The sequence below is a fragment of the Bradyrhizobium sp. F1.4.3 genome (assembly GCF_040548375.1).
Taxonomy (GTDB): Bacteria; Pseudomonadota; Alphaproteobacteria; order Rhizobiales; family Xanthobacteraceae; genus Bradyrhizobium.
The window spans coordinates 497,384-517,941 of the sequence record NZ_JBEPRN010000002.1 but is presented as its reverse complement, the minus strand read 5'-3'; the positions used below and the strand labels follow the sequence as shown (position 1 = coordinate 517,941).

The 20,558-nt window shown below is 64.1% G+C and carries 19 protein-coding genes and 1 pseudogene; 8 read left to right on the top strand and 12 right to left on the bottom strand.

Annotated elements, in window-relative coordinates; translation table 11 throughout:
• Positions 1-52: 52 nt before the first annotated feature.
• The 3 genes from ABIB73_RS09905 to fliD all read right to left on the bottom strand — a co-directional run bounded on the left by ABIB73_RS09905 (position 53) and on the right by fliD (position 2,557).
• The gene (locus ABIB73_RS09905; protein ID WP_354223480.1) at positions 53-325 is read right to left on the bottom strand and encodes a hypothetical protein; all 273 of its coding nucleotides are present in this window, start codon (positions 323-325) and stop codon (positions 53-55) included.
• A 169-nt stretch (positions 326-494) separates the two neighbouring features.
• Positions 495-923 carry a flagellar export chaperone FliS gene (locus tag ABIB73_RS09900; RefSeq protein ID WP_354223479.1) on the bottom strand — a complete coding sequence of 143 codons (429 nt, stop codon included), beginning with the start codon at positions 921-923 and terminating at the stop codon, positions 495-497.
• A complete protein-coding gene (fliD, locus tag ABIB73_RS09895) occupies positions 923-2,557 on the bottom strand; it encodes a flagellar filament capping protein FliD (RefSeq protein WP_354223477.1) in 1,635 nt (544 codons plus the stop codon). Before fliD ends, ABIB73_RS09900 begins: the two co-directional genes overlap by 1 nt.
• On the opposite strand from fliD, the gene ABIB73_RS09890 reads away from it, so the two are divergent.
• Positions 2,550-2,684 carry a hypothetical protein gene (locus ABIB73_RS09890; RefSeq protein WP_354223475.1) on the top strand — a complete coding sequence of 45 codons (135 nt, stop codon included), beginning with the start codon at positions 2,550-2,552 and terminating at the stop codon, positions 2,682-2,684. The two genes, fliD and ABIB73_RS09890, sit on opposite strands and share 8 nt — an antisense overlap.
• Before the next feature lie 32 nt (positions 2,685-2,716).
• Here the strand turns inward: ABIB73_RS09890 and ABIB73_RS09885 are convergent, their stop codons facing one another.
• Both ABIB73_RS09885 and ABIB73_RS09880 read right to left on the bottom strand, forming a co-directional pair.
• A complete protein-coding gene (locus tag ABIB73_RS09885; RefSeq protein WP_354223473.1) occupies positions 2,717-3,541 on the bottom strand; it encodes a flagellin in 825 nt (274 codons plus the stop codon).
• Between the two features lie 140 nt (positions 3,542-3,681).
• On the bottom strand, positions 3,682-4,380 hold the full coding sequence (locus tag ABIB73_RS09880; RefSeq protein WP_354223471.1) for an RNA polymerase sigma factor: 699 nt from the start codon (positions 4,378-4,380) through the stop codon (positions 3,682-3,684).
• A gap of 756 nt (positions 4,381-5,136) precedes the next feature.
• On the opposite strand from ABIB73_RS09880, the gene ABIB73_RS09875 reads away from it, so the two are divergent.
• The 3 genes from ABIB73_RS09875 to ABIB73_RS09865 all read left to right on the top strand — a co-directional run bounded on the left by ABIB73_RS09875 (position 5,137) and on the right by ABIB73_RS09865 (position 9,253).
• Positions 5,137-7,308 (top strand): hypothetical protein, encoded by a 2,172-nt coding sequence (locus tag ABIB73_RS09875; protein ID WP_354223469.1) that lies wholly within the window; start codon positions 5,137-5,139, stop codon positions 7,306-7,308.
• Positions 7,309-7,383: 75 nt separating this feature from the next.
• The gene (locus ABIB73_RS09870; RefSeq protein WP_354223467.1) at positions 7,384-8,703 is read left to right on the top strand and encodes a hypothetical protein; all 1,320 of its coding nucleotides are present in this window, start codon (positions 7,384-7,386) and stop codon (positions 8,701-8,703) included.
• A gap of 13 nt (positions 8,704-8,716) precedes the next feature.
• On the top strand, positions 8,717-9,253 hold the full coding sequence (locus tag ABIB73_RS09865) for a hypothetical protein (RefSeq protein WP_354223466.1): 537 nt from the start codon (positions 8,717-8,719) through the stop codon (positions 9,251-9,253).
• Here the strand turns inward: ABIB73_RS09865 and ABIB73_RS09860 are convergent.
• The 6 genes from ABIB73_RS09860 to ABIB73_RS09835 are packed head-to-tail and all read right to left on the bottom strand — an operon-like array spanning position 9,250 to position 16,219.
• Positions 9,250-10,500 carry an acetyl-CoA hydrolase/transferase family protein gene (locus ABIB73_RS09860; RefSeq protein WP_354223464.1) on the bottom strand — a complete coding sequence of 417 codons (1,251 nt, stop codon included), beginning with the start codon at positions 10,498-10,500 and terminating at the stop codon, positions 9,250-9,252. The genes ABIB73_RS09865 and ABIB73_RS09860 overlap by 4 nt on opposite strands.
• Positions 10,501-10,507: 7 nt before the next feature.
• On the bottom strand, positions 10,508-12,061 hold the full coding sequence (locus tag ABIB73_RS09855) for a class I adenylate-forming enzyme family protein (RefSeq protein WP_354223462.1): 1,554 nt from the start codon (positions 12,059-12,061) through the stop codon (positions 10,508-10,510).
• Between the two features lie 30 nt (positions 12,062-12,091).
• Positions 12,092-13,258 (bottom strand): acyl-CoA dehydrogenase family protein, encoded by a 1,167-nt coding sequence (locus tag ABIB73_RS09850; RefSeq protein ID WP_354223460.1) that lies wholly within the window; start codon positions 13,256-13,258, stop codon positions 12,092-12,094.
• A gap of 42 nt (positions 13,259-13,300) precedes the next feature.
• Positions 13,301-14,590 (bottom strand): TRAP transporter large permease, encoded by a 1,290-nt coding sequence (locus ABIB73_RS09845; RefSeq protein WP_354223458.1) that lies wholly within the window; start codon positions 14,588-14,590, stop codon positions 13,301-13,303.
• A gap of 12 nt (positions 14,591-14,602) precedes the next feature.
• Positions 14,603-15,157 carry a TRAP transporter small permease gene (locus ABIB73_RS09840; RefSeq protein ID WP_354223456.1) on the bottom strand — a complete coding sequence of 185 codons (555 nt, stop codon included), beginning with the start codon at positions 15,155-15,157 and terminating at the stop codon, positions 14,603-14,605.
• A 33-nt stretch (positions 15,158-15,190) separates the two neighbouring features.
• Positions 15,191-16,219: a TRAP transporter substrate-binding protein gene (locus tag ABIB73_RS09835; RefSeq protein WP_354223454.1), complete on the bottom strand. Its 1,029-nt coding sequence runs from the start codon at positions 16,217-16,219 to the stop codon at positions 15,191-15,193.
• 227 nt (positions 16,220-16,446) lie between these two features.
• Here ABIB73_RS09835 and ABIB73_RS09830 point away from each other — a divergent pair, with 227 nt between their 5' ends.
• The 4 genes and pseudogenes from ABIB73_RS09830 (at position 16,447) to ABIB73_RS09815 (ending at position 19,773) form a co-directional block, all read left to right on the top strand.
• Positions 16,447-17,649 carry a CaiB/BaiF CoA transferase family protein gene (locus ABIB73_RS09830; RefSeq protein WP_354223452.1) on the top strand — a complete coding sequence of 401 codons (1,203 nt, stop codon included), beginning with the start codon at positions 16,447-16,449 and terminating at the stop codon, positions 17,647-17,649.
• A 30-nt stretch (positions 17,650-17,679) separates the two neighbouring features.
• Positions 17,680-18,147 (top strand): annotated as a pseudogene (locus ABIB73_RS09825) (MaoC family dehydratase); the annotation flags it as partial.
• Positions 18,147-18,998 carry an HpcH/HpaI aldolase/citrate lyase family protein gene (locus tag ABIB73_RS09820; protein ID WP_354223450.1) on the top strand — a complete coding sequence of 284 codons (852 nt, stop codon included), beginning with the start codon at positions 18,147-18,149 and terminating at the stop codon, positions 18,996-18,998. The pseudogene ABIB73_RS09825 and the gene ABIB73_RS09820, both read left to right, overlap by 1 nt.
• Positions 18,999-19,029: 31 nt before the next feature.
• Complete coding sequence (locus tag ABIB73_RS09815; RefSeq protein WP_354223448.1) at positions 19,030-19,773, top strand: IclR family transcriptional regulator; 744 nt, start codon at positions 19,030-19,032, stop codon at positions 19,771-19,773.
• An 18-nt stretch (positions 19,774-19,791) separates the two neighbouring features.
• Here ABIB73_RS09815 and ABIB73_RS09810 read toward each other — a convergent pair whose 3' ends face one another.
• Positions 19,792-20,472: a transporter substrate-binding domain-containing protein gene (locus ABIB73_RS09810; protein WP_354223446.1), complete on the bottom strand. Its 681-nt coding sequence runs from the start codon at positions 20,470-20,472 to the stop codon at positions 19,792-19,794.
• Positions 20,473-20,558: the final 86 nt, after the last annotated feature.

The following is a 20,558-nucleotide window of genomic DNA, read 5'->3' as shown; positions in this document are numbered from 1 at the left end:
CGCCCCGCTTGCGGGAAGAGGTAAAGAACAGACAAGATGCGAAGAGAGCCGCTCAGCTCTCCGCCGTCTCGCCTTCCGTGCGCGGCTCGGCGGGGTCGCTCTTCATTTTCGAAGCGGCGGCGACGATGCGGTCGGCAAGGCCTGCGGGCGCCCGGACCGGAGGTGCGGCGAGCGCGCGGCGCAAGGCGCGGGCCTCTTCCAGCAGGGCCTGCGCGGCGGATGATCGTGCCAGCAGCTGTTCGGCAGGCAAGCGCCGGTCGTCGGGCCAGCGCGAGAGATCCTCGCCCAGCCGGTCGATCAGTTCCTCAAACTCGGTGACGTCCATCGCCCGCCGGTCCCGCCTCGGTCCGGCCCGTCATAAAGCATTGCCGGCGTGGCGGAAACCGGATTTGCGCGGTGTCCTGTGCCAAAAGTGCCCGGAGCCTTACGGAAGGCGGCCAAAACGTCGCCCCGGCGATCGCGGCGCCCCTCGGGACCGGGACGCCGGGCCTTCCTTAGCCCTTGCTGGGCGAATCGGCCGGGGCCGGCTTGCCGCCCCGCACCGTCGCATCGACGGACTCCCAGGCCTCCCGCAGTTCGGTCAGCCCGGCGATGATCCGCCGAAAGCTTTCGCGCGCATGCGGACGGCCATAGGCTTTCAGGCTCGCCAGGATCAGGGCGTTGTAGGTCTGAAACAGCCGCTCGGCCACCGCCCCGCCCTTGGTGAAGTCGAGATTGTGGCTGAGACCGCGCAGGATCGCGGTCGCCTTCATCAGGTGCTCGTGCCCCTCCTCGAAGCGTCGCGCTTCCTGCGCGGTCAGTGCTTTCTGGAGGAAGGTGATCGCGCCGCCAAGCAACATCGAGATCGCCTTCAGCGGCGGCACGCTGGTTGCCGCGCCCCGATAGGCCTGATTGGCCATGTACGCCATCGGATTATGCATCATCAACTACTCGAGCTGGAGTTAAGCAAGGCTTTGAGATAGGTCAGCGTGTTGTTGGCGCTTTCGATCGCGGCCTGGTACTTCGCATACTGCGTCTGGAGCTGCGTCTGGTAGGCGGACGCCGCGCTTTCGATGTCGTTGACCTTCTGCTGGAGGTCGCTGTCGCGGTCGGTCAGATTCGTGATCAGCGTCTGCAACGGGCCCGAGCTCGACGAATAGTTCTTGGCGAGCTGGTAGACCTGCGTGGCGAGGCCCGAGGTCGAGGTCACCGTGATCGACTGCGACGTCGACCCCGAATAGGTGAAGGCCATGCCGGCATAGTCCGTTCCGGCATTGCCGATGATCGTGGTGCCGCTGACCGTGAACAGCGAGGAATCGCCGCCGACCGAGGCCGAACTGAGATTTCCGGAGGAATCGACCGTCAGGTCCAGGGTGAAGGATTGCGGCGACGTCCCGGTGTTGACGACGGTGAGCTGGCTCGACGAGGTCTTGGTCTGCGCCGACAAGAGCGTGGTGACCCCGCTCAAATTCGTGCTCAGGATCTCCGACAGCGTCGAGGTGTCGAGCTCGAGCTCGTTGTTCTCGTTGAAGGACAGGCCGAGGTCGGCCATGGTGAGGCCACCGACGGTGCTGTTCATGGCATTCTGGAGCGCGTCCATGATGTCGCGCATGGTACCGTCGCCGAAAAGCACCGCACTCGAGTCCGCCGTACCGTCCGAAGCGGTCGCCTGCTGCGCGATCACCGCGTCGCGAAAATTGTTGTAGTCGGTGACGAAGGTCTGAACCGCTGTTTCGATCTGGCTGGTGTCAGGCTCGATGCTGATGCTGAGCGATGTGCCGCTGGGCGTCGCCTGGAGCAGGTTGAAGGTCACGCCCGTGAGCACGTCGGTGATGTCGTTAGTATCCCGAGTCATCGCGATGCCGTCGAGCGAAAATTCGGCGGCCTGCGACGTTTGCAGCACGTCGCTGAAAGCGCCCGAGCTGTCGGTCACCCCGAGCTTGTTCAGGACGTCGTCGCCGGACGTGCTCGAATAGGTGATATCGGCGGCATCCTCGGTCCCCGTCAGCACCATCTCGTAGGACCCGCTCGACACCTGGACGATCGAGGCCTGGACATTGGTGGTCGAGGTCTGGGCGTTGATGGTGTCGACGACGTCCTGAAGCGACATCGTGCTGTTGACGGTAATATCGGCCGTGCTGCCGCCCGCGAGACCGATGGAAAACGTGCCGGAATAGCCGAGCTCGCTGGTCTGGCTCGACTGCGCGGTGCCGACCACCTTTTGCGCAGTCGCGACCTGGCTGATCGTCAGCGTGTGGTCGCCGGTCGCGGCGCCATTGCTGACGGACATGGAGAGCGCGGAGGATGCGCTCACGTCGCCGGTCGAGCTGATGGTCGCCGAGCGCGTGGCAAAGGAGTTGGTCGCCAGCGAATTGACGACGGATGTCGCGAGCGAGGCAAGCCCGCTCGACAGTGTCGAGAGGTCGGTCTGGAGCGTCTGGTAGGCCGTGACCTTGGCCTCGTTGTTGGTGATCGTGGTCGAGATCGTGGTCGCCTGGGTGAGCTTGGCGTCCACCGCCGCCGTGATCAGCGCGCTCCAGTCGAGGCTGGTCGATGTCGTGGTGCCGGTCGTGGTCACCGAGGAAGCGCTCGAGGTGCTCGAGCTGGTTGTCGCCGTGCTGCTGGTGCTCGAACTGACGCTGGTCACTTTGCTGCCCAATCCATCGCGAGGTGGACCGGGCCGGCGTCACGCCGGCCCGGTATGACGATCGTTAGGCGGTCGCCTAGGCCTTGCGCCTTAGCCGAGCAGCTTGAGCAGGTATTGCGGCATCTGGTTCGCCGCGGATTCGGCCGAGACCGCGGCCTGGGTCTTCACCTCGGCCGAGGACAGCGTGGCCTGCTCGGCCGCGATGTCGACGTCCTTGATCGCCGAGTTCGCGGATTGCAGATTCTGGGTCTGGGTCGAAATCGAGTCGGACGAGAAGTTGAAGCGCGATTCCTGCGCGCCGATGCTGGCGCGGGCGGCGGAGACCGTGTCGATCGCGGTATCCAGCGTGTCGAGCGCCGAGGTCGCGTCCGACAGCGAGCTCACGTCGAGCGAGGACACCCCGAGTGAGGACGCCGTCAGGCTCGTGAGCGTGATGGTGATGGTGTCGGAGCCGGACGAACCGACCAGCACGGAGACGCCCGAGGAGAACACGCTCGAGCCGTCCAGAAGGCTCTGGCTGGAATAGCGCGTGCCGGTCGCGATCGAATCGATTTCGCTCGTGAGCTGCGAGAATTCCGAGTTGATGTAGGCGCGGCTGGAGTCGGTGGTGGTGCCCGACGCCGACTCCGAGGCCAGCGACTTCATGCGCGCCAGGATGTCGGAGATGTTCGAGGCGCCGCCGTCCGCGGTCTGGAGGATCGCGGTCGCCTGCGAGGCGTTGGTCGCGGCTTGCTGGAGCGTGGTGACGTCCGACGAGATGCGGGTAGAGATCGCGAGGCCGGCGGCGTCGTCGGAAGCCGAGGTGATGCGCGAGCCGCTCGATAGCTTCGCGAGCGCGCTGCTCTCCTGCGCGGAATTGATGTTGAGGTAGCGGACCGCGGAGTTCGCCGCGGTATTGGTGGAAATTGCGGGCATTGGAGGCTCCTGTGCTGATGGGCATCACGTGCCGCATCGTTGAAGACGACTGACGACGCGGGCGCAGCCCCGTCCGTTCGCTCAAACGGTGGAGCGCAAGGAGATCAGGCGCGAAAATTTTGGCGAGCCGAATTTTATGGTTAGCAATCGGTAAACGCGGTGCGGATGTCGCGCTCGTGCTTGCGCAGGAGCTGGCGAAGCTGCTGGCGGCCGCGCTTGAGCAGCGACTCCACCGCCGCCACCGTGGTATCCATGACCTGGGCGATCTCGCCGTTGCTCATGTTCTCGTGGTACGAGAAGATCACCGCGATACGCTGCTGCTCGGGCAGACGCTGCATCGCGACCTCCAGCATGCTGTTCAACTCGTTGCGCTCGATGATATCGGCGGCATCCGGCTGGCCGTCCGCGACTTCCGGGACGGTCTCGACATTCTCGGTGCGCGGCTTGCGGCGCAGGTCGATGCAGCGGTTGGAGATGACGCGATAGAGCCAGGTCGAGAACTTGGCGCGGCCGTGCTGCCAGCGTCCGCGATGGCTCCAGATCTTGAGCATCGTGTCCTGCACCACGTCTTCGGCATCGGCGGCGTTGCCGACGATGCGCAGCGCGATCGCATATGCGCGATCGATGTGGCGCTCGACCAGCATGCGGAACGCTGCCTCGTCACCGGTCGCGAGCCTGTCCAGGAGTTCGCTGTCTTCATCGAAGACGACATCGGCGGCGACCGGCGCGCAGTCCGGCGCGAGCGGCACCGACGGCGTCATCGGCACGATCTCTTCAGCCGGCACCGTCGTCGTGATCTCGACCTCGGCGGGAGCCCAGACATCAGCAGCGTAACTCATCCCGCAATCTCCAACCCGCAATGCCGGCAGCGCACATGCCACACGGCTTCCAAGCGTTGAACGCAGGGCGAAAACAATCCAGGCGGATAATTTTTGTTATTTTTCAAGATGTTAGCCGGTATCTTTTGCCGAGCATCGGGCAATAATTGCCGACTGCGCGAGCTTCCCGCGCTTCCGTCCTGCAATCATCGCATCGTCTCGCGCCATGGCGGATCATCCATCCTGAACAGATGTGCTTTGGAGAAAACGCTGACATTACGCGGCACTAGGTGATCAAACGCGACACGCGCGTAGCGCATCAAGAAGCGATTGTTTCCGAGTGTGAATGAACGCGAGACGACTTCCGCACCCGGCAATTTTTTCCGAATCACCTTTTTCGAACCTAGCGATTTTTTTGAATCTGTCAGTCGCGACGAGTGCGTTTTTGAATCGCGCGTGAATTTTTTTCGTCGTTGTGGCGCCTGACTTCACCGTTGCGCACGTTAATCGCTCTGATGGGCGGGGAATCTCGGCATGACGATCGCAATGGCCGGCGCAGAGCGCCGCGCGAAAATTGTTTCTGCATGGTCGTTCGATGTTTTCGATACATTTCTACTTCGCGCCTGCACGACGCCGGATGGCGTATTTGAAAGGACTTACGAGCTTTCGGGCATTTCACGAACTTGTCCGGATGTTTCCGCGAGTTTCGTTCAGCATCGTATTCAGGCCGAAGCACGTGCGCGCAGAGTCGCGAAGGACAAGTGCGGCGCCGGCGAAGTGCGCATCGATGAAATCTATTCCTATTTTCCGTTCAGGCTGTTCGGCCTTACACGCGATCATCTGAACGCTCTGGTCGAATCAGAGTTTTCGGCGGAGCTCGAGCTCTGCCGCACCAACCCGGACATGCTTCGGCAATATCTGGACATGGAACAAGCCGGCCACCGCGTCGGATTCATCTCCGACACCTACTGGGATTGCAATCGGCTGGCGCGACTGCTGCGCGCCTGCCGTCCCGGACTGACGTGGGACTTCCTCTACGCGTCCTGCGACCACGGCAGCGGCAAGAGCGAAGCGCTGTTCGCAAAGTACCTGGCCATGGAAGGCATCGACGCCGCCGCTTCCTTTCACGTCGGCGATAATGACAGGGCCGATATCAAGGGCGCGAAGCGCCACGGCATTCGCCCGCGCTACTATCCGCAGGCCACGCCGAAACTGGCCTCGATATTTCTGCGCGAAACCGCGCTGTTCGAACTCTTGTGCCAGGGCGCGCCATCCCGGCTCGATCACGGTGCGCGCACCTTGCGGCGCGTGGTAGCCGCGCGTAGCGCCGAGAAATCTCCGGCCTTCCATCTCGGCGTGACCGTGCTTGGCCCGGTGATGACGGCATTCGACGCCTTCGTCGCCAGGCGTTGCGAGGAAATTGCGGGTCCGGGCAGACATGTCGGCCTCGCCTTCCTCGGTCGCGACGGCTTTCTGCCGCACCGGATCTGGCAGGAATTGCACCGCATGACGTCCGCCTATCTCGAGATCAACCGTCGCGTTAGCCTGATTGCCTCGGCCGATACGATGCAGCCGCTGGTCGACCTTCTCAGCAAGATCCTGAAGATCGACGCACCGACCTTCCGCGACATGATCAAGATCCTGCCGCCGAAGGTCGCGGCGCTCTTCGCGAAATCGCCTGATGGCATTGTGACCGGCGCGGACATTGCCGAGGCGCTGCCTGAGCTCATGGACGCAGACCAGATCGTCCAGCTCGCGACAGCCTTACGCGCGCGACTGCTCGCCTATCTGCGCCACATGATCCCTGGCTTCGACGATTGCACCGATCTCGTGCTCACCGATCTCGGCTATTCCGGCAGCGTGCAGAAGGCGCTGCGTCGCGTCTTCGACATGGAGGGCATCAAAATCCGTCTGCACGGCGCCTATCTGCTTTCGCTCGACGACGCCTTCGATGACATCGCCGAACAGGACAGCGCCGCAGGCTTGATCTCCGACCTCGTCGTGACCCCTCACATCAAGCGCATGCTGATCCGCAACGTGGCGCTGCTGGAGCAAGTCTGCTGTTCGGCCGACGGGTCGGTGCGCGACTATGACGGCAATCAGGTCCTTCGCGAGATCAATCCCCGCCCCGCAAGCCAGATCGCGCTGGCTGCGGAGATCCAGGCCGGTGCCTTGGCCTTTGCGGAGAAGGCGGAAGATGTCGCGCTCGACTTCTGTCTCAGCCCCCATGCCGCGCCGGACATCGCCGCACGCTGGTGCACGGCGACACTGGCGCGCCTCCTGCTGCTGCCGGATGAGGAGGAGTTGGCGCTGCTCGGCGGACTGAAGCATGACGTCAATCTCGGCACGCATGCGCTAGCACCAATGATCGACAGCGATTTCATCCGCAGGCAGATCACCGCCCGCGGCCTTTCCGCCGCTTGCACGTCGCTCGCGCCGCCGATGTGGCTCGCAGGCAGTTTTGCGCGCCTGTCACCGTCCCACGCCTATCTCTATGCGCTATTCGGCGCCAATCGTCTCCCGGCCGACGTCTTCGAGGAAAGCCCCTGCGGCCCGGTTCAGATCGGTTTGTTCCGCGCCAACGGCGAAGCGGCGCTGGAGACGGCGACCGTCCATCGGACCGGCCTCGGCGAGCTGCGCTTGCGCGTTCCGGTCTCGCGCGCCATGGGCATCGCGATGATCACGCTGCCGCTGGCGAAATTCGCGCCCGAAGGCCTTCTTCACGGCGTCACCGTGCAGCAGGGCGACGACGTTCGTGACGCCGCCGAGAGCCAGGACGTTGTCGGCATCGCCGCTGAAAGCCTGGTCTACGCAGGCATGCAGCGGAATGGCGCGCATTATCGCACCGAGAACGACGACGCCTGCCTGCTGATCCCGGTCGCTGCGATGACGCATGACATCGCCATCTATTCCGTCGCGATCACCCCGCTCGGTTCCAGCCCGAAATAGTGCGCCTGATCGCGCTGCCCTGGCCGTTGAAATCCAAGGGCAAGAAAACGGTCGGCACGACGTGGGGGCATCGAATTGACGGACGGGACGCACGAAGACCTTGATCGTCTGCTGCAAGCTGGCCGCATCCGGCTCGGCCGGGCCCAGCGCGACCGCCTGGACTGGCTGACCGGCCAATACGGCGCGCCGACGCTGGATGGCGTTCCCGACGGTCGACGAAGCGGCATCACGATCTTGAAGGAGCCGCCGAGCGGCGCGGCGGCCGAGCTGTTCTATCGCTCGCTCAACCCCGGCTGCGCCGTCGTCATTCCCTTCAGCGAAAATCCCGGCTTCGACTTCCTCAAGTCCAAGCTGACCGAATTCGGCACCGTCGGCCCCTGCGGCGCAGACGGCCCGCACGAGATGTGGTGGGGCGGCATCGGCTGGTCGAAGTTTCTCACCGCGGCCGATGCGTCCGGCGTTCGTCCGCGGATCGTCTCCTGCCATCCGCGCGGCGCCGACGCAACTGCGGCCTTCGCGCTCCGGCACTCGCTCGAGCGGTTCGACCTCGCCTGTCACATTGAGCCGATCGAGACCCAGTTCAGCGACCGCGTGCTCTGCTTCGAGAAAGCCGAGTTCATGATGCGGATGTGGGACAAATATCGCGAGCCGCTGCTGTTCGTCGAGGCCGGTGCCGTGCTGCGCGAGGCTCCTCTCCTGCCGTCCTTCCTCGGCTGCGACGTCGCCCTGCACAAATGGAACCGCTGGGAGATGTCGGTGCGCACGCTGTATCTCGGCCGCTCCAAAAGCGCCGAAATGCTGCTGCGCACCTGGCAGCAGCTCGCCGCATCCTACCCCGCGATCTGGGAAGGCTATCTGCTCGACCAGGCCTGGAGCCTGACCTCGTCGCAGGTATCGCTCGACACCGTATGGCTGCCGCGGTCCTATCACGCACTGAAAGGCGACCTCGGCGCGATGCGCGCCACGATCCTGCATGACCAGCAGACCACGACGATGGAGCTCGGGCCCGATCCTGCCTTCGCGAGCCTCGTGCGTACGGCGCGGCGCGCCGGCCGCACCGGCGCACGCGATGCCTTCGTGGTCATGACCTCGAACGTTCAGACTGCAAACGGCATCTCCGTGATCCTGCGGGATATCTCGGCCAGCGACGCCGGCGCGGTCGCTGCGACCGTGGAGGCCGTGACCGGCGCCTATGCCGCCGATTGCGGTGGCTACGGCCGGATGGAGCTATCGCTCTGCGCCTGGCAGGAGGATGTCGGCACCGCGCGCGATGCCGCTGCCCTGGCGCGTTACCGCATCCTGGAGATCGCGCCGGGACAGCGCATCGCCAACGACTTCTTCGCCGCCCACGCATCCGACGATGCGGTCATGACTGCTCGCCATCTCTTTCCCTGACGGACATCACAAGATGCTCAAGACCATCATCCTGCTCACCGACACCGCGCAACAGCAGCAGCCGCTGGCCAACCTGCTGAGAGAACACAATCGCGAGCTCGCCTTCTGCTCCGCGTTGCGCGCCAAGGACCTCGGCGCCATCGAGTCGGAAGTATTGAGCGAGGCGCGCCTGGTGTCTTTTGCCGCCGACATCGCCGTCCCTGAAAAGTTCCTGCTCCAGCTCGGCTATGGCGCCTACAAGTTCTATGCGGCGCCGGTTCAATATCCCGGTCTACCGCCGGCGCCCGACGAAAGCGATGAGGATCCGCGCTGCTATTCCGTGATCGCGCAGTCGATGACGATCTGGCCTGACTTCAAGAAGGTGGTCGGCCTCGAAACCGTGACAATCCCGGACGGCACTGTCGCCGCCGAGCGCGAGCGGCTGGTATTCTCCCGCCTCGCGCATTTGTTCTGGCGGATGTCCGGCATGATCGCGGGCGAGGCGACGGATCTCCCCGGCATCATCGGGTCCAACGAGAGCCAGCGTCCGACATTCGCGATGATGAACTAGCGCGCGACGCCGCGGAGCTGCGCCGACAATGTGTCGCGGTGCTCGGGCGCGGCGATCGAGATCATGCGGCGTGCGCGTTCGGCAAGGCCGCAGCCGCGTAGTTCCGCAACGCCCCATTCGGTAACGATGGCGTCGACATCGGCACGCGGCGTCGTCACGGTTTCGACATTCACCACGATCCGGCTGGATCCGTCGGATGCCACCGCCGGCAGCGCGATGATCGCTCTGCCTCCGGGTGACGCATTGGCGCCTCGCACGAAATCGAGCTGGCCGCCGATCGCGCCGATCGCGACACCATTCAGCGTCTCCGAATTCACGCTGCCGTCAAGCCCGACCTGAAGCGCGGAGTTGATCGCGACCAGCCGGTTGATCCGCGCCAGCACGCCTTGCCCGTGCGTGTAGGACGTTGGCCGCACCGCCACTGACTTATTCTCGTCCACGAAACGATAGAGCCGCTTTGTGCCGATTACCTGGTTGGTGACGGTGATCCCGACGTCGATTCCCTTGTCCGCATTCGTCACCGCGCCGCGCTCGATCAGCTCGACGACGGCGTCGTTGATCAGGCCGGAATGGATGCCGAGATTGCGTACATGTGAGAGCGACGACAGGATCGCGTCCGGAATTCGGCCGACACCGAACTGGAGCGTGCTGCCGTCGGCGATCAAGCCCGCCGCATGCGCCGCGATTTTCCGTGAGACATCATCGAGCGGCGTCGACGGCAGCTCAACGGGCGGCCGGCGCGCCGCGACCCGCAGATGGATCGGCACGTTCTCCGGCCATTCCGCCCCAAACGTCCAGGGCGCATCCCGATTGATCTCGGCAATCACCACACGCGCGCTGCGTGCGGCATCGATCACGTAATCGTTGGAAAGGCTCGCGCTCAGCCGGCCGTCGGCGGACTCGGCGAGTTGCACCAGCACGACGTCGGCGCGATGGCGTCGCGAGGCGAAATCGGCGCAGAAGGCGCTGTAGTTGCTCGGGATCACGTCGAGCCGCCCAGCCTTCGTAAGGCGCCGCGCGCTGCCGATCACGCCATAGCTCTGGAACGACACGCTCGACGCGCAGGCGACCGAAAACGTCTCCGAGAACACCGACCCAACCATCATACGAAAGAGCGGAAGCTGTGCCGCCTGTGCCATCAGCGCTTCGGTCAGGGTCATCGGCTCTGCCGCCGCCTGCCCGCACACGACGAGATCATCTTCCCGGATCAGGCCGGAATAGTCGATCGGAGCCGTGTCCTTGGGCATCGCCGGTTCAGTCCATCGGCGCAAGGCGCGCGGAGGACTCGCCAAGGAGGGTGCGCAGCTCCGTCTTCACGATCTTGCCATAACTGTTTTTGGGCAGCTCGCCGGTGACGTAATAATGCTTCGGCCGCTTGAAGCGCGCGATCCAGGCGTTGCACATCTGGTCGAACTCGTCGCGCGCAACCACCTTGCCCACAACGGGAACGACGACGGCCACCACCTCCTCGCCCCATTCCGGATGCGGGCGGCCGATCACCGAGGCTTCGGCAACGGCCTCATGCCGCAGCAACACCTCCTCGACCTCGCGCGGATAGATGTTGGTGCCGCCGGAGATGATGACGTCCTTGGAGCGGTCCTTCAGCGTAAGGAAGCCATCGGCATCGAACGCGCCCATGTCGCCGGTGTAGAGCCAGCCATCCCTGAGCGTATTCGCCGTCGCCTCGGGATTTTGCCAATAGCCGGACATCACGCTGTCGCCCCGCACGATGATCTCGCCGACCTCACCTGGCGCGACGTCCCGTCCAGCCTCATCCACGGTACGCACCTGCACCACGCCTTGCGCGATGCCGACCGAAGCGAGGCGTTCCTCGTGGCGCGGATGGCCGGCGTCGACATGCATGGATTTCGGCAAATAAGTGATGGTCATCGGCGTCTCGCCCTGACCGTAGATCTGCGCGAGCTTCGGGCCGAACATGGCGAGCGCTGCCTTGCAATCGGCGACATACATGGGGCCGCCACCATAGATGATGGTCTTCAGCCCCGGCGCAGTCGCGCCAGCCGCTTCCGCCGCGACGGTCAGGCGCCGCACCATGGTCGGCGCGGCGAAGAATGAAATGCTGTCGCGCTTCGCCGTGAGCTCCAAAATCTCATCAGGCTCGAAGCGACCGCTCTCCGGAATGATCTGCGCGCCCATGCCGAGCACATGCGGCACCATATAGAGGCCGGAGCCGTGCGACATCGGCGCGGCATGGAGGAGAGCTTCGCCCGGGGTGACCGGGTTGATCTCGGCGAGATAGTTAAGCGACATCGCAAGCAGATTGCGATGGCTCAGCACCGCGCCCTTGGGCCGGCCCGTGGTGCCACTGGTGTAGAAGATCCAGGCCGGGTCGGTGATTGCGACGTCGGCAATGGCGATGCCTTCCGCCTTCTCCAGACCGCGATGCTCAGCCGATCCGACCTCGATGACGCGCGGCTTGGCCGTACCGAGCGCCAGCGCTTCCGAGGCGACGCTCGCCATGTCCTCGGTCACGAACACGACCGCGGCGTCCGAATTGTCGAGAATGAACGCGACCTCGCGCGGATGCAGCTTTGCATTGATGGGAACGGCGACCAGCCCGGCATGCCAGCAGGCATAGAGACAGGCGACATAGTCCGGCACGTTCTTCATCAGCAAGGCGACGCGGTCGCCTTTGGCGAGACCAAGGCGTTGTTGCAGCGATCCAGCCAGCGATGCCACTGTCGCGGCAAGCCGGCCGTAGTCAGCCACCGGCGTTAGTCCCTTGAGAACCGCCGGCGCGGACCCGTCGGCCTTGGCGGCACGCAGGAGGTGATGAGCGAGGTTCATGGCGATCCTGCCGAACGATGCGCGCAGAGACTAATACGACTTTGCTAGTCCGAGCACCTTTTCCGCGATGAAGCTGAGCGCAAGCTGCGGGCTAACCGGCGCGATGCGCGGGATCAGAACCTCGCGCAAGTAACGCTCGACGTGGAACTCCTTGGCATAACCGAAGCCGCCATGGGTCATCACCGCCTGCTCGCAGGCGTGGTATCCGGCCTCACCCGCAATATATTTCGCGGCATTGGCGGCGCCGCCACAGGGCATGCCCTTGTCATATTGCCAGGCCGCCGACATCACCATCAGCCAGGCCGCCTCGAGCTCGACCCAGTTGATCGCAAGCGGATGCTGGATGCCCTGGTTCTTGCCGATCGGACGATTGAACACCACGCGCGTCTTGGCGTATTCGGTCGCGCGCGCCAGCGCAAGCTTGCCGAGGCCGACGGCTTCCGCCGCGATCAGGATGCGCTCGGGGTTCATGCCTTCGAGGATGTACTGGAAACCGCGGCCCTCCTCGCCAATCCGATCCTCCATCGGGATCTCGAAATCCTCGAAGAACAGCTCGTTGGAATCGACGATCTTGCGGCCCATCTTCTCGATCTCGTGGACCTTGATCTTCTTGCGGTCGAAATCGGTGTAGAACAGGCTCAAGCCATGCGTCGGCGAGCGCACCTCCTCCAGCGGCGTGGTGCGCGCCAGCAGCAGGATCTTGTGCGCGACCTGCGCGGTCGAGATCCACACCTTCTGGCCGTTGACGATGTAGCGGTCGTTCTTGGCGACAGCACGGGTCTTGAGTTGCGTGGTGTTGAGGCCGGTATTGGGCTCGGTGACGGCGAAGCACGCCTTCTCGCGGCCCTCGACCATCGGCGGCAGCATGCGCTTGCGCTGCTCTTCGGTGCCGAACACGACGACGGGATTGAGTCCGAACACGTTGATGTGCACCGCGGAGGCACCGGACATGCCGGCGCCGGATTCCGCTATGGTGCGCATCATGATCGCGGCCTCGGTGATGCCGAGCCCGGAGCCGCCATAGGCCTCCGGCACGCAGATGCCGAGCCAGCCGGCGTCCGCGAGCGCCTTGTGGAAGTCGTGCGGGAAGCCGCCGTCATGGTCCTTCTTCAGCCAGTAGGCGTCGGGAAAGCCTTCGCATATTTTGGCGATGGCGTCGCGAATGGCTTCCTGCTGATCGGTAAGCGCGAAATCCATGTTGTTGATCTCCTTGATTGGAGCCGCGACGGCCCGGACGTGCTAGCGCCCCATCTGCGAGGGCAGCCAGAGAATGATCGAGGGAAACGCCACCAGGACCGCGATCGCGATCAGGTGTGCGATGAAATGCGGGAACGTGCCGTGGAATACTTCGGCGACAGGCCGCTTGGCGTAGCGCGCGACGATGAAGCAGTTCAGCCCAACCGGCGGCGTGATCATGCCGACCTCGGCGGTGACGATCTTGATGACGCCGAACCAGATCGGATCGAAGCCGAGCGTCTTGATCAGCGGCAGCACGATCGGCACGGTCAGAACCAGGATCGCGATCTGGTCCATGAAAGAACCGAGCACGATGTAGCCGCACAGGATCAGCGTGATGATCACCCAGCGCGAGGCCGGCAACGAGCCGATCCAGGCGACCAGATCCTGCGTCACATGGGTGAGCGTGAAGAAGTAGCCGAAGATCGAGGCACCGACGAGGATCATGATGATCATGCAGGTGCCGTGGCAGGCGCGCAGCAGCGTCTTGTAGAGCGAGGTCGGCGTGATCTTGCCCTTGACGATCGCGAGCAAAAAGGCACCGAACGCGCCGAAGGCGGAGGCTTCCGTTGGCGTGGCGATGCCGAGATAAATCGTGCCGGTCACGATCGAGAACAGCACCACCATCGGCGAGACCTGCCACAGCAGGGCGAACTTCTCGCGCCACGGCACCGACTTCGCGGCCGGCGCGCGCGAGGGATCCTGCCAGACCAGGAAATAGATCGTGGCCATGATGGTGAACGTCACCAGGATCGCGGGGATGATGCCGCTGATCAGCAGCTTGCCGATGTTCACTTCGGCCAGCAGGCCGAAGATGACGAGCGCCACGCTGGTCGGCAGCAGCATCGACAGCGTGCCGGAGATCGCGACCACGCCGGCCGCCATCTTCGGCTCGTAGCCCTGGCGGATCATCGCCGGCAGGCTGGTCGAGGACAGCGTCGCGGCCGATGCCGTCGAGGTGCCGCAGATCGCGCCAAAGCCAGCGCCGGCCAGCGCGGTCGCCATGCCGAGCCCGCCGGGAACGCGGCCGACCCAGGCGGAGGCCGTCTTGAACAGATCGTCCGCGACGCCCGACAGCAGCACGAGGTCCGCCATCAGCAGGAACATCGGGATGGTGATCAGCTCGTAGGCGGAGACGGTCGAGAGCGGGGCCGTTTCCAGAATGCCGAACAGGGTCGGGAAGCCGCCGACCATGACGAGGCCGACCGAACCGGAAAAAGCCATGGCGAAGCCGACGGGCGTGCCGAGCGCGAGCAGGGCAAACAGCAGGGCGAGAACGATGAGAGGTGTCATGGATATCCGCCGTTACTCAAAGCCGCGCGCTTCGCCGACGCCGGTCACCGGCGGCAGAGGATAAAGGTCGCGACCGCTCACAAGGCTCAGCACATTGCCGATAAGCTGGAGCGTCAGTCGCAGCACCAGCACGCCGCAGCCGAGCGGCACCAGCGCCGCCGAGATCCAGGTCGGCCAGGGAATGGCTCCCGACAGAACGTCATGCTGCTCGTAGTTCTCCAGCGCGCGCTCGAATCCGACCTTGCAGATCAGTATGAACACGAACAGGCCGGCGAGCGCCGTGACGATCTCGGAGAGCCGCCGCCCGGTGGGCGAGAAGCGCGACAGGAGAATGTCGACGCCGACATGGACATGCTCGCGCAAGGCGTCAGACAGCGTGAAGAAGAACACGCCGGCGAGGAGATAGAGTCCGATCAGGTCATAAGTGAAGGAGAACGGACTATTCAGCGCATAGCGCATGAACACGTCGGTCACGACGAGCACCATAATCACGAACATGAACGCCACCGCGATCACTGTCAGCGCGCGTTCCAGCGCGCCGAGCACATTTCCTGCCCGCTCGATCACCTCTGGCGCCTCCTTCTTCTGGTCGGCTGACGATTACTTGCTGCCGCCGGCGGCGAGCAGGCCTTCGAATTCCTGCAACGCAGCGGACGCCTGCTTGCCGCGGCTGTCGAGACCGGCCGCCCATTCCTGGCCGACGCCCTTCAGCTTGTCCTTCATCTCGGCGCGCGTGGCCTCCGGCAGCGGATCGAAGCTGACGCCTTCGTCCTGCATGTGCTTCTTGGTCACCTCGCCTTCCTTGTCGACGTCGGCGCAGGCTTTTGGCGTGATCGCTTCCGAGGCCTCGTCCATCGCCTTCTTCACGTCCTCGGGCAGCTTGTCCCAGACCGACTGATTGATGGAATAGGCGACGATGAAGCTGCCGAAGCTAACGCCTTCGGTCGCGTGCTTGACCAGCTTGTCCAGGCCGTAGGCCACGACGCTGTCCAGCGGGAAGAGCAGACCATCCATCGTGCCGCGCGACAGCGATTCATACGCATCGGGCGCGGCCATGCGCACCGGCACGGCGTTGAGCGCGCGCAGCGTGAGATCCTGCGCGCCGCCTGTGGTGCGCAGCTTCAGGCCCTGCATGTCCTTGGTCGTTTCGACCTTCGACTTGACGGTCCACACCTGGTAGGGCGGCAACACCACGGCCATCAGCAGCTTGATCTTGTTGGGCGCGTATTCCTGCTTGGCCAGCACGCCTTCGCGCGCAGTCTTCCAATAAGCGAGCGTGCCTTGGCAGCTGGTCGCGAACGCACCCGGCAATTGCGCGACTTCCGACAGCGGCATCTTGTCGGAGACATAGGACGGACCGATGTAGCCGATGTCGACCACGCCGGATTGCGTCAGCCGCAGCATGTCGGCAGCCTTGCCGATCTGCTGGTTCGGATAATAGGTGAAGGTCACCGCGCCGTTGGTGCGCTTGGTGACATCGTCCATCCAGGGCTTGAGCATCAGGCGGACGAGATAGTGTCCAGCGGGGAAGCTATCGGCGACCTTCAGCTCCAGCGCCTGCGCCTGTAGCGTCGAGACCGGCAGCGAGAGCGCGAGCACTGCTGCAGCCCGGACCAGATTCTTCTTCATTTGCTTCTCCTTGACGCATCCCCACGCCGAAGGCGGCAGCTGTCGCTACCGACCGTCCGGCTCCTCACCCCAATTCTTGCTTGAGCTAAAAGTACATATATGTGAATTTATCTGTCAAGTATATGAACTGTGCATAGAGCTATGCGCCGCGGATCGGAGCAGATGAATTGACATCCGCAATTTATGAATTCTAACTCCACCTATATGAATTCATCCAACGAGGGCCAATGGGACCGCTTACCGGCTTCACCATCCTCGACCTGACCTCCGTGCTGATGGGTCCCTACGGTACCCAGGTGCTGGCGGACATGGGCGCCGATGTCATCAAGGTCGAAAGCCCCGAGGGCGATATCGTTCGCCAGATCGGCCCCGGCCGTACGTCCGGCATGGGCGGGATGTTCCTCAATGCCAATCGCGGCAAGCGCAGCATTGTTCTCGACCTCAAGAGGAAGGAAGGTCGCGACACGCTGCTACGGCTGGCCAAGCGCGCCAACGGGCTCGTCTACAATGTGCGCCCGCAGGCGATGGCCCGGCTCGGCCTCGACTACGAGACGCTCGCCGCGATCAATCCCGCCCTCGTCTATGTCGGCGCCTTTGGCTACGGCCAGTCCGGCCCGTATGCCGCAAAGCCCGCTTACGACGATTTAATCCAGGGCGCGACCACCATCCCCACGCTGCTTGCGGCTGCCGGCGACGGCACCCCGCGATACGTTCCCGTCACCATCGCCGACCGCATTGTCGGCCTGATGATGGTCAACGCCATCATGGGCGGGCTGATGCATCAGAGCCGCACCGGCATCGGCCAGCGTATCGACGTGCCGATGTTCGAATCGATGACGGAGTTCGTACTGGTCGATCATCTCGGCGGGCTCACCTACGATCCGCCACTCGACCATGGCGGTTACGCCCGCCTGCTCTCGCGCTACCGCCGGCCCTACAAGACCAGCGACGGCTATCTCTGCGTCCTCATCTACAACGACAAGCATTGGCGCAGCTTCTTCGAGGCGATCGGCCGGCCGGAATTCCTGCAGCAGCCGCGCTTCGCCAACCACGCCGCGCGTACCAGGAATATCGACGAGATCTACGAAGAGATCGGCCACATCTTCCTCACGCGCACCACCGCGGAGTGGCGCGAGCTGCTGGAGCACGCCGACATTCCGGTGATGCCGATGCATACGCTGGAGACGGTTCTGGATGATCCGCATCTCAATGCGATTGGCTTCTTCAAGACGGTGGATCATCCCGTGGAAGGCCGCATCCGCCAAATGCGCGTGCCGTCGACCTGGAGCGTGACCCAGCCTGAGCCGGCCGGCCCCGCGCCGACGCTCGGCCAGCATGGCCGCGACATTTTGGCCGAGGCCGGCTTCTCGGCGGACGAGATCGAAAAGCTCGCAGAGCAAAAAGCAGTTCACCTGGCGACGCCGCCCTAACAGCCGCGCCAGCCAAATCGCACGAGATACAGGGAGGAAACCGCGATGGCCGGACTTTATTTCGAGGACTTTTCCGTGGGCCAGGAGTTCAGGCATCCGCTGACCCGGACTGTCACGGAGATGGACAACACCATGTTCAGCCTGCTGACGCTCAACCCGCAGCCGCTGCACATCGATGCGCATTTCTCGGCGCAGACCGAGTTCGGCCAGCGCATTTTCAACAGCCTTTACACCCTCGGCATCATGATCGGCATGACGGTCTATGATACCACCATGGGTACCACCGTTGCCAATCTCGGCATGACCGACGTTACCTTTCCGAAACCGGTCTTCCATGGCGACACCTTGCGGGCGACGACGAAGGTGCTTTCGTTGCGGGAATCCAAATCGCGCCCCAAGGCGGGCATCGTCGAATTCGAGCATCACGCCCTGAACCAGAACGACGAAATCGTCGGCAAATGCCGCCGCATGGCGATGATGCACAAGAGGCCGGTCTGATGCGTTCGATGCTGTTCGTGCCGGGCGATTCCCCGCGCAAATTCGAGAAGGCCAGCGAAGGCAAGGCCGACGCGCTGATCATCGATCTCGAGGACTCCGTCGTCACCGAGAGGAAGGCCGAGGCCCGCACGCTGACGCTGGCGATGCTGAAGGGCCGTCGCGGCCCGCACCAGCTCTATGTCCGCATCAACGCGCTGGACACAGGCATGACGCTCGCCGATCTCGCCGCGGTGATGCCGGGCACCCCTGATGGCATCGTGCTGCCGAAATCGCGCGGCGGCGACGATGTACGGCAGGTCGCGACCTGGCTCGAAGCCTTCGAGGCGGCGGCCGGCACGACGGCCGGCTCGACCCGCATCGTCTGCGTCGCCACGGAAACCGCAGGCTCGATCTTCGGCCTCGGCACGTACAAAGACTCTTCTCCTCGCCTCGCCGGCCTGATGTGGGGCGCGGAGGATCTTTCGGCTTCACTCGGCGCCACTGAAAAAGCCTCAGGCGGCGTATTCCACAGTCCCTATCGCCTGGCGCGCGATCTCTGCCTGATGGCGGCCGCCGCGGCCGAGGTCGCGCCGATCGACACGGTCTATACCGACATCGACAATCTGTCGGGCCTCGAACAGGAAACGCGCTCGGCGCGGCGCGACGGCTTTTCGGCGAAGGCGCTGATCCACCCCAAGCACGTTGATGTCGTCAATGCGGCGTTCGAGCCGACGGAAGCCGAGCGCACCTGGGCGGAGAAAGTCATCGCTGCGTTCGCGAACAATCCGAACTCCGGCACGCTGCGCCTTGACGGCATGATGATCGACAAGCCGCATCTTCGCGCGGCGAAGAAGATCCTCGGCCAGCCGTAGCAGCACAACACGTCGCCAGACGGGATCCATCATGATCGTTCGCCAAGCCGCAAACGTCCTGGAGATCATGGAATTCTTCGCGCAAACGAGGAAGCCGGCGACGCTTGCGGAAATCGCCGATCATTTCGGCTGGCCGCGCTCCTCCACCTTCAACCTGCTCGCGACGCTGTCGGAGAAGGGCTATCTCTATGAGCCGCGGCCGCGCGCCGGCTTCTATCCGACGCCGCGGTTGCTCGTGATGGCCCAGATGATCTCGGAGGTCGAGCCGCTGCCGCCGTGGACGCATACGCTGGTCGCCGACCTCTCGGCGGAGACCGGCGAGACCGCGTCGATCGTGGCGCCGGCCGGCGTGATGGCGGTGTTCATCGACGTCGTCGAGTCCCAAGCCGCGATCCGCTATTTCGCGACCATCGGCCATCGCGTGCCGATCCACGCGACCGCCAGCGGCCGCGCGCTGCTGCTGCAATATTCGCCGGAGGAGCGCGACTCCGTCTATCGCAAAATTGAATTCAAGCAGTATGGCCCGTCGACACCGATCAGCATCGAGGCGGTCGAGACCGAGCTGCGTCATTCGATCGCGCGCGGCTACTGCCAGAGCTTCGCCGACTACAGCCGCGACCTCGCCGGCGCCGCGATCCCGTTGCCGATCGGCGGCCGCCGCCTTTCCGTCGTCGTCGCGGGGCCGGAATTTCGCATCGGGCCGAAGGTGGCTGACGTGGCGGCACTGATCGCGCGGACGGTCGACCGGCTGCGGCCGAAAACCACCGCGGCCTGATCGCGAAGGGACAGCCGCCTACGGTGCGACTTTGTCGTTCGCAAATCCGTTGCCGTCGAGCGCGCGGCGGACCGTGCCGTCCGCCTTCGCTTCATCCAGGAAATGCGCGGCCCAGGCCTTCGCCACGGCCTTGCCCTTGGGAACAACCACGACCACACCGGTCGACTGGATCACTTCGTCCAGCACCTTGGTTCCCGGCAACTTTCGCGAAAGATCATCCAGAGCTCCCATGCCCATCGCGAGCGCGTCGAGCTCACCTTTGCCGATCAAATCAGCCGCCTCTTCCGGCTTCACGAACTTTGTCAGCTTGGCCTGCTTCAACGACTTTTCGACCGTGCGGGACGTCGAGGTCCCCTCGATGCAGCCGACCCGCATTCCAGCGCGATCAACGTCCGCAACGGAGCGGATGTCCGAGCCGGCGCGAACGAGATAGCCGCTCATATACGCGACATAAGCGGGCCCCTGGTCGACGAACGCTTCGCGCTTGACGTCCGCCGGCATGAAGGAGAGATCCCAGACGTCCTTGCTGCTGGCCGCGGCGATCTCGTCCGAACTCCGGTACTCGACGAGTTGCAACGGCACGTGCAGCTTGTCGGCGGCGGCCTTGGCGAGTTCGACGGTGACGCCGCGAGGCTTGCCAGTGGCCGGATCGCGTGTGGTCCAGAAGGCCGAGGCGGCGGGGCCTACGGCCACAGCCACGCGCAGCGGCCCTGTCGGAGCAATATCGCTTGGCCCCTCAGCTCTCACGCTGGGAACGCTGGTCACAACGACGACGAAGCCTAACG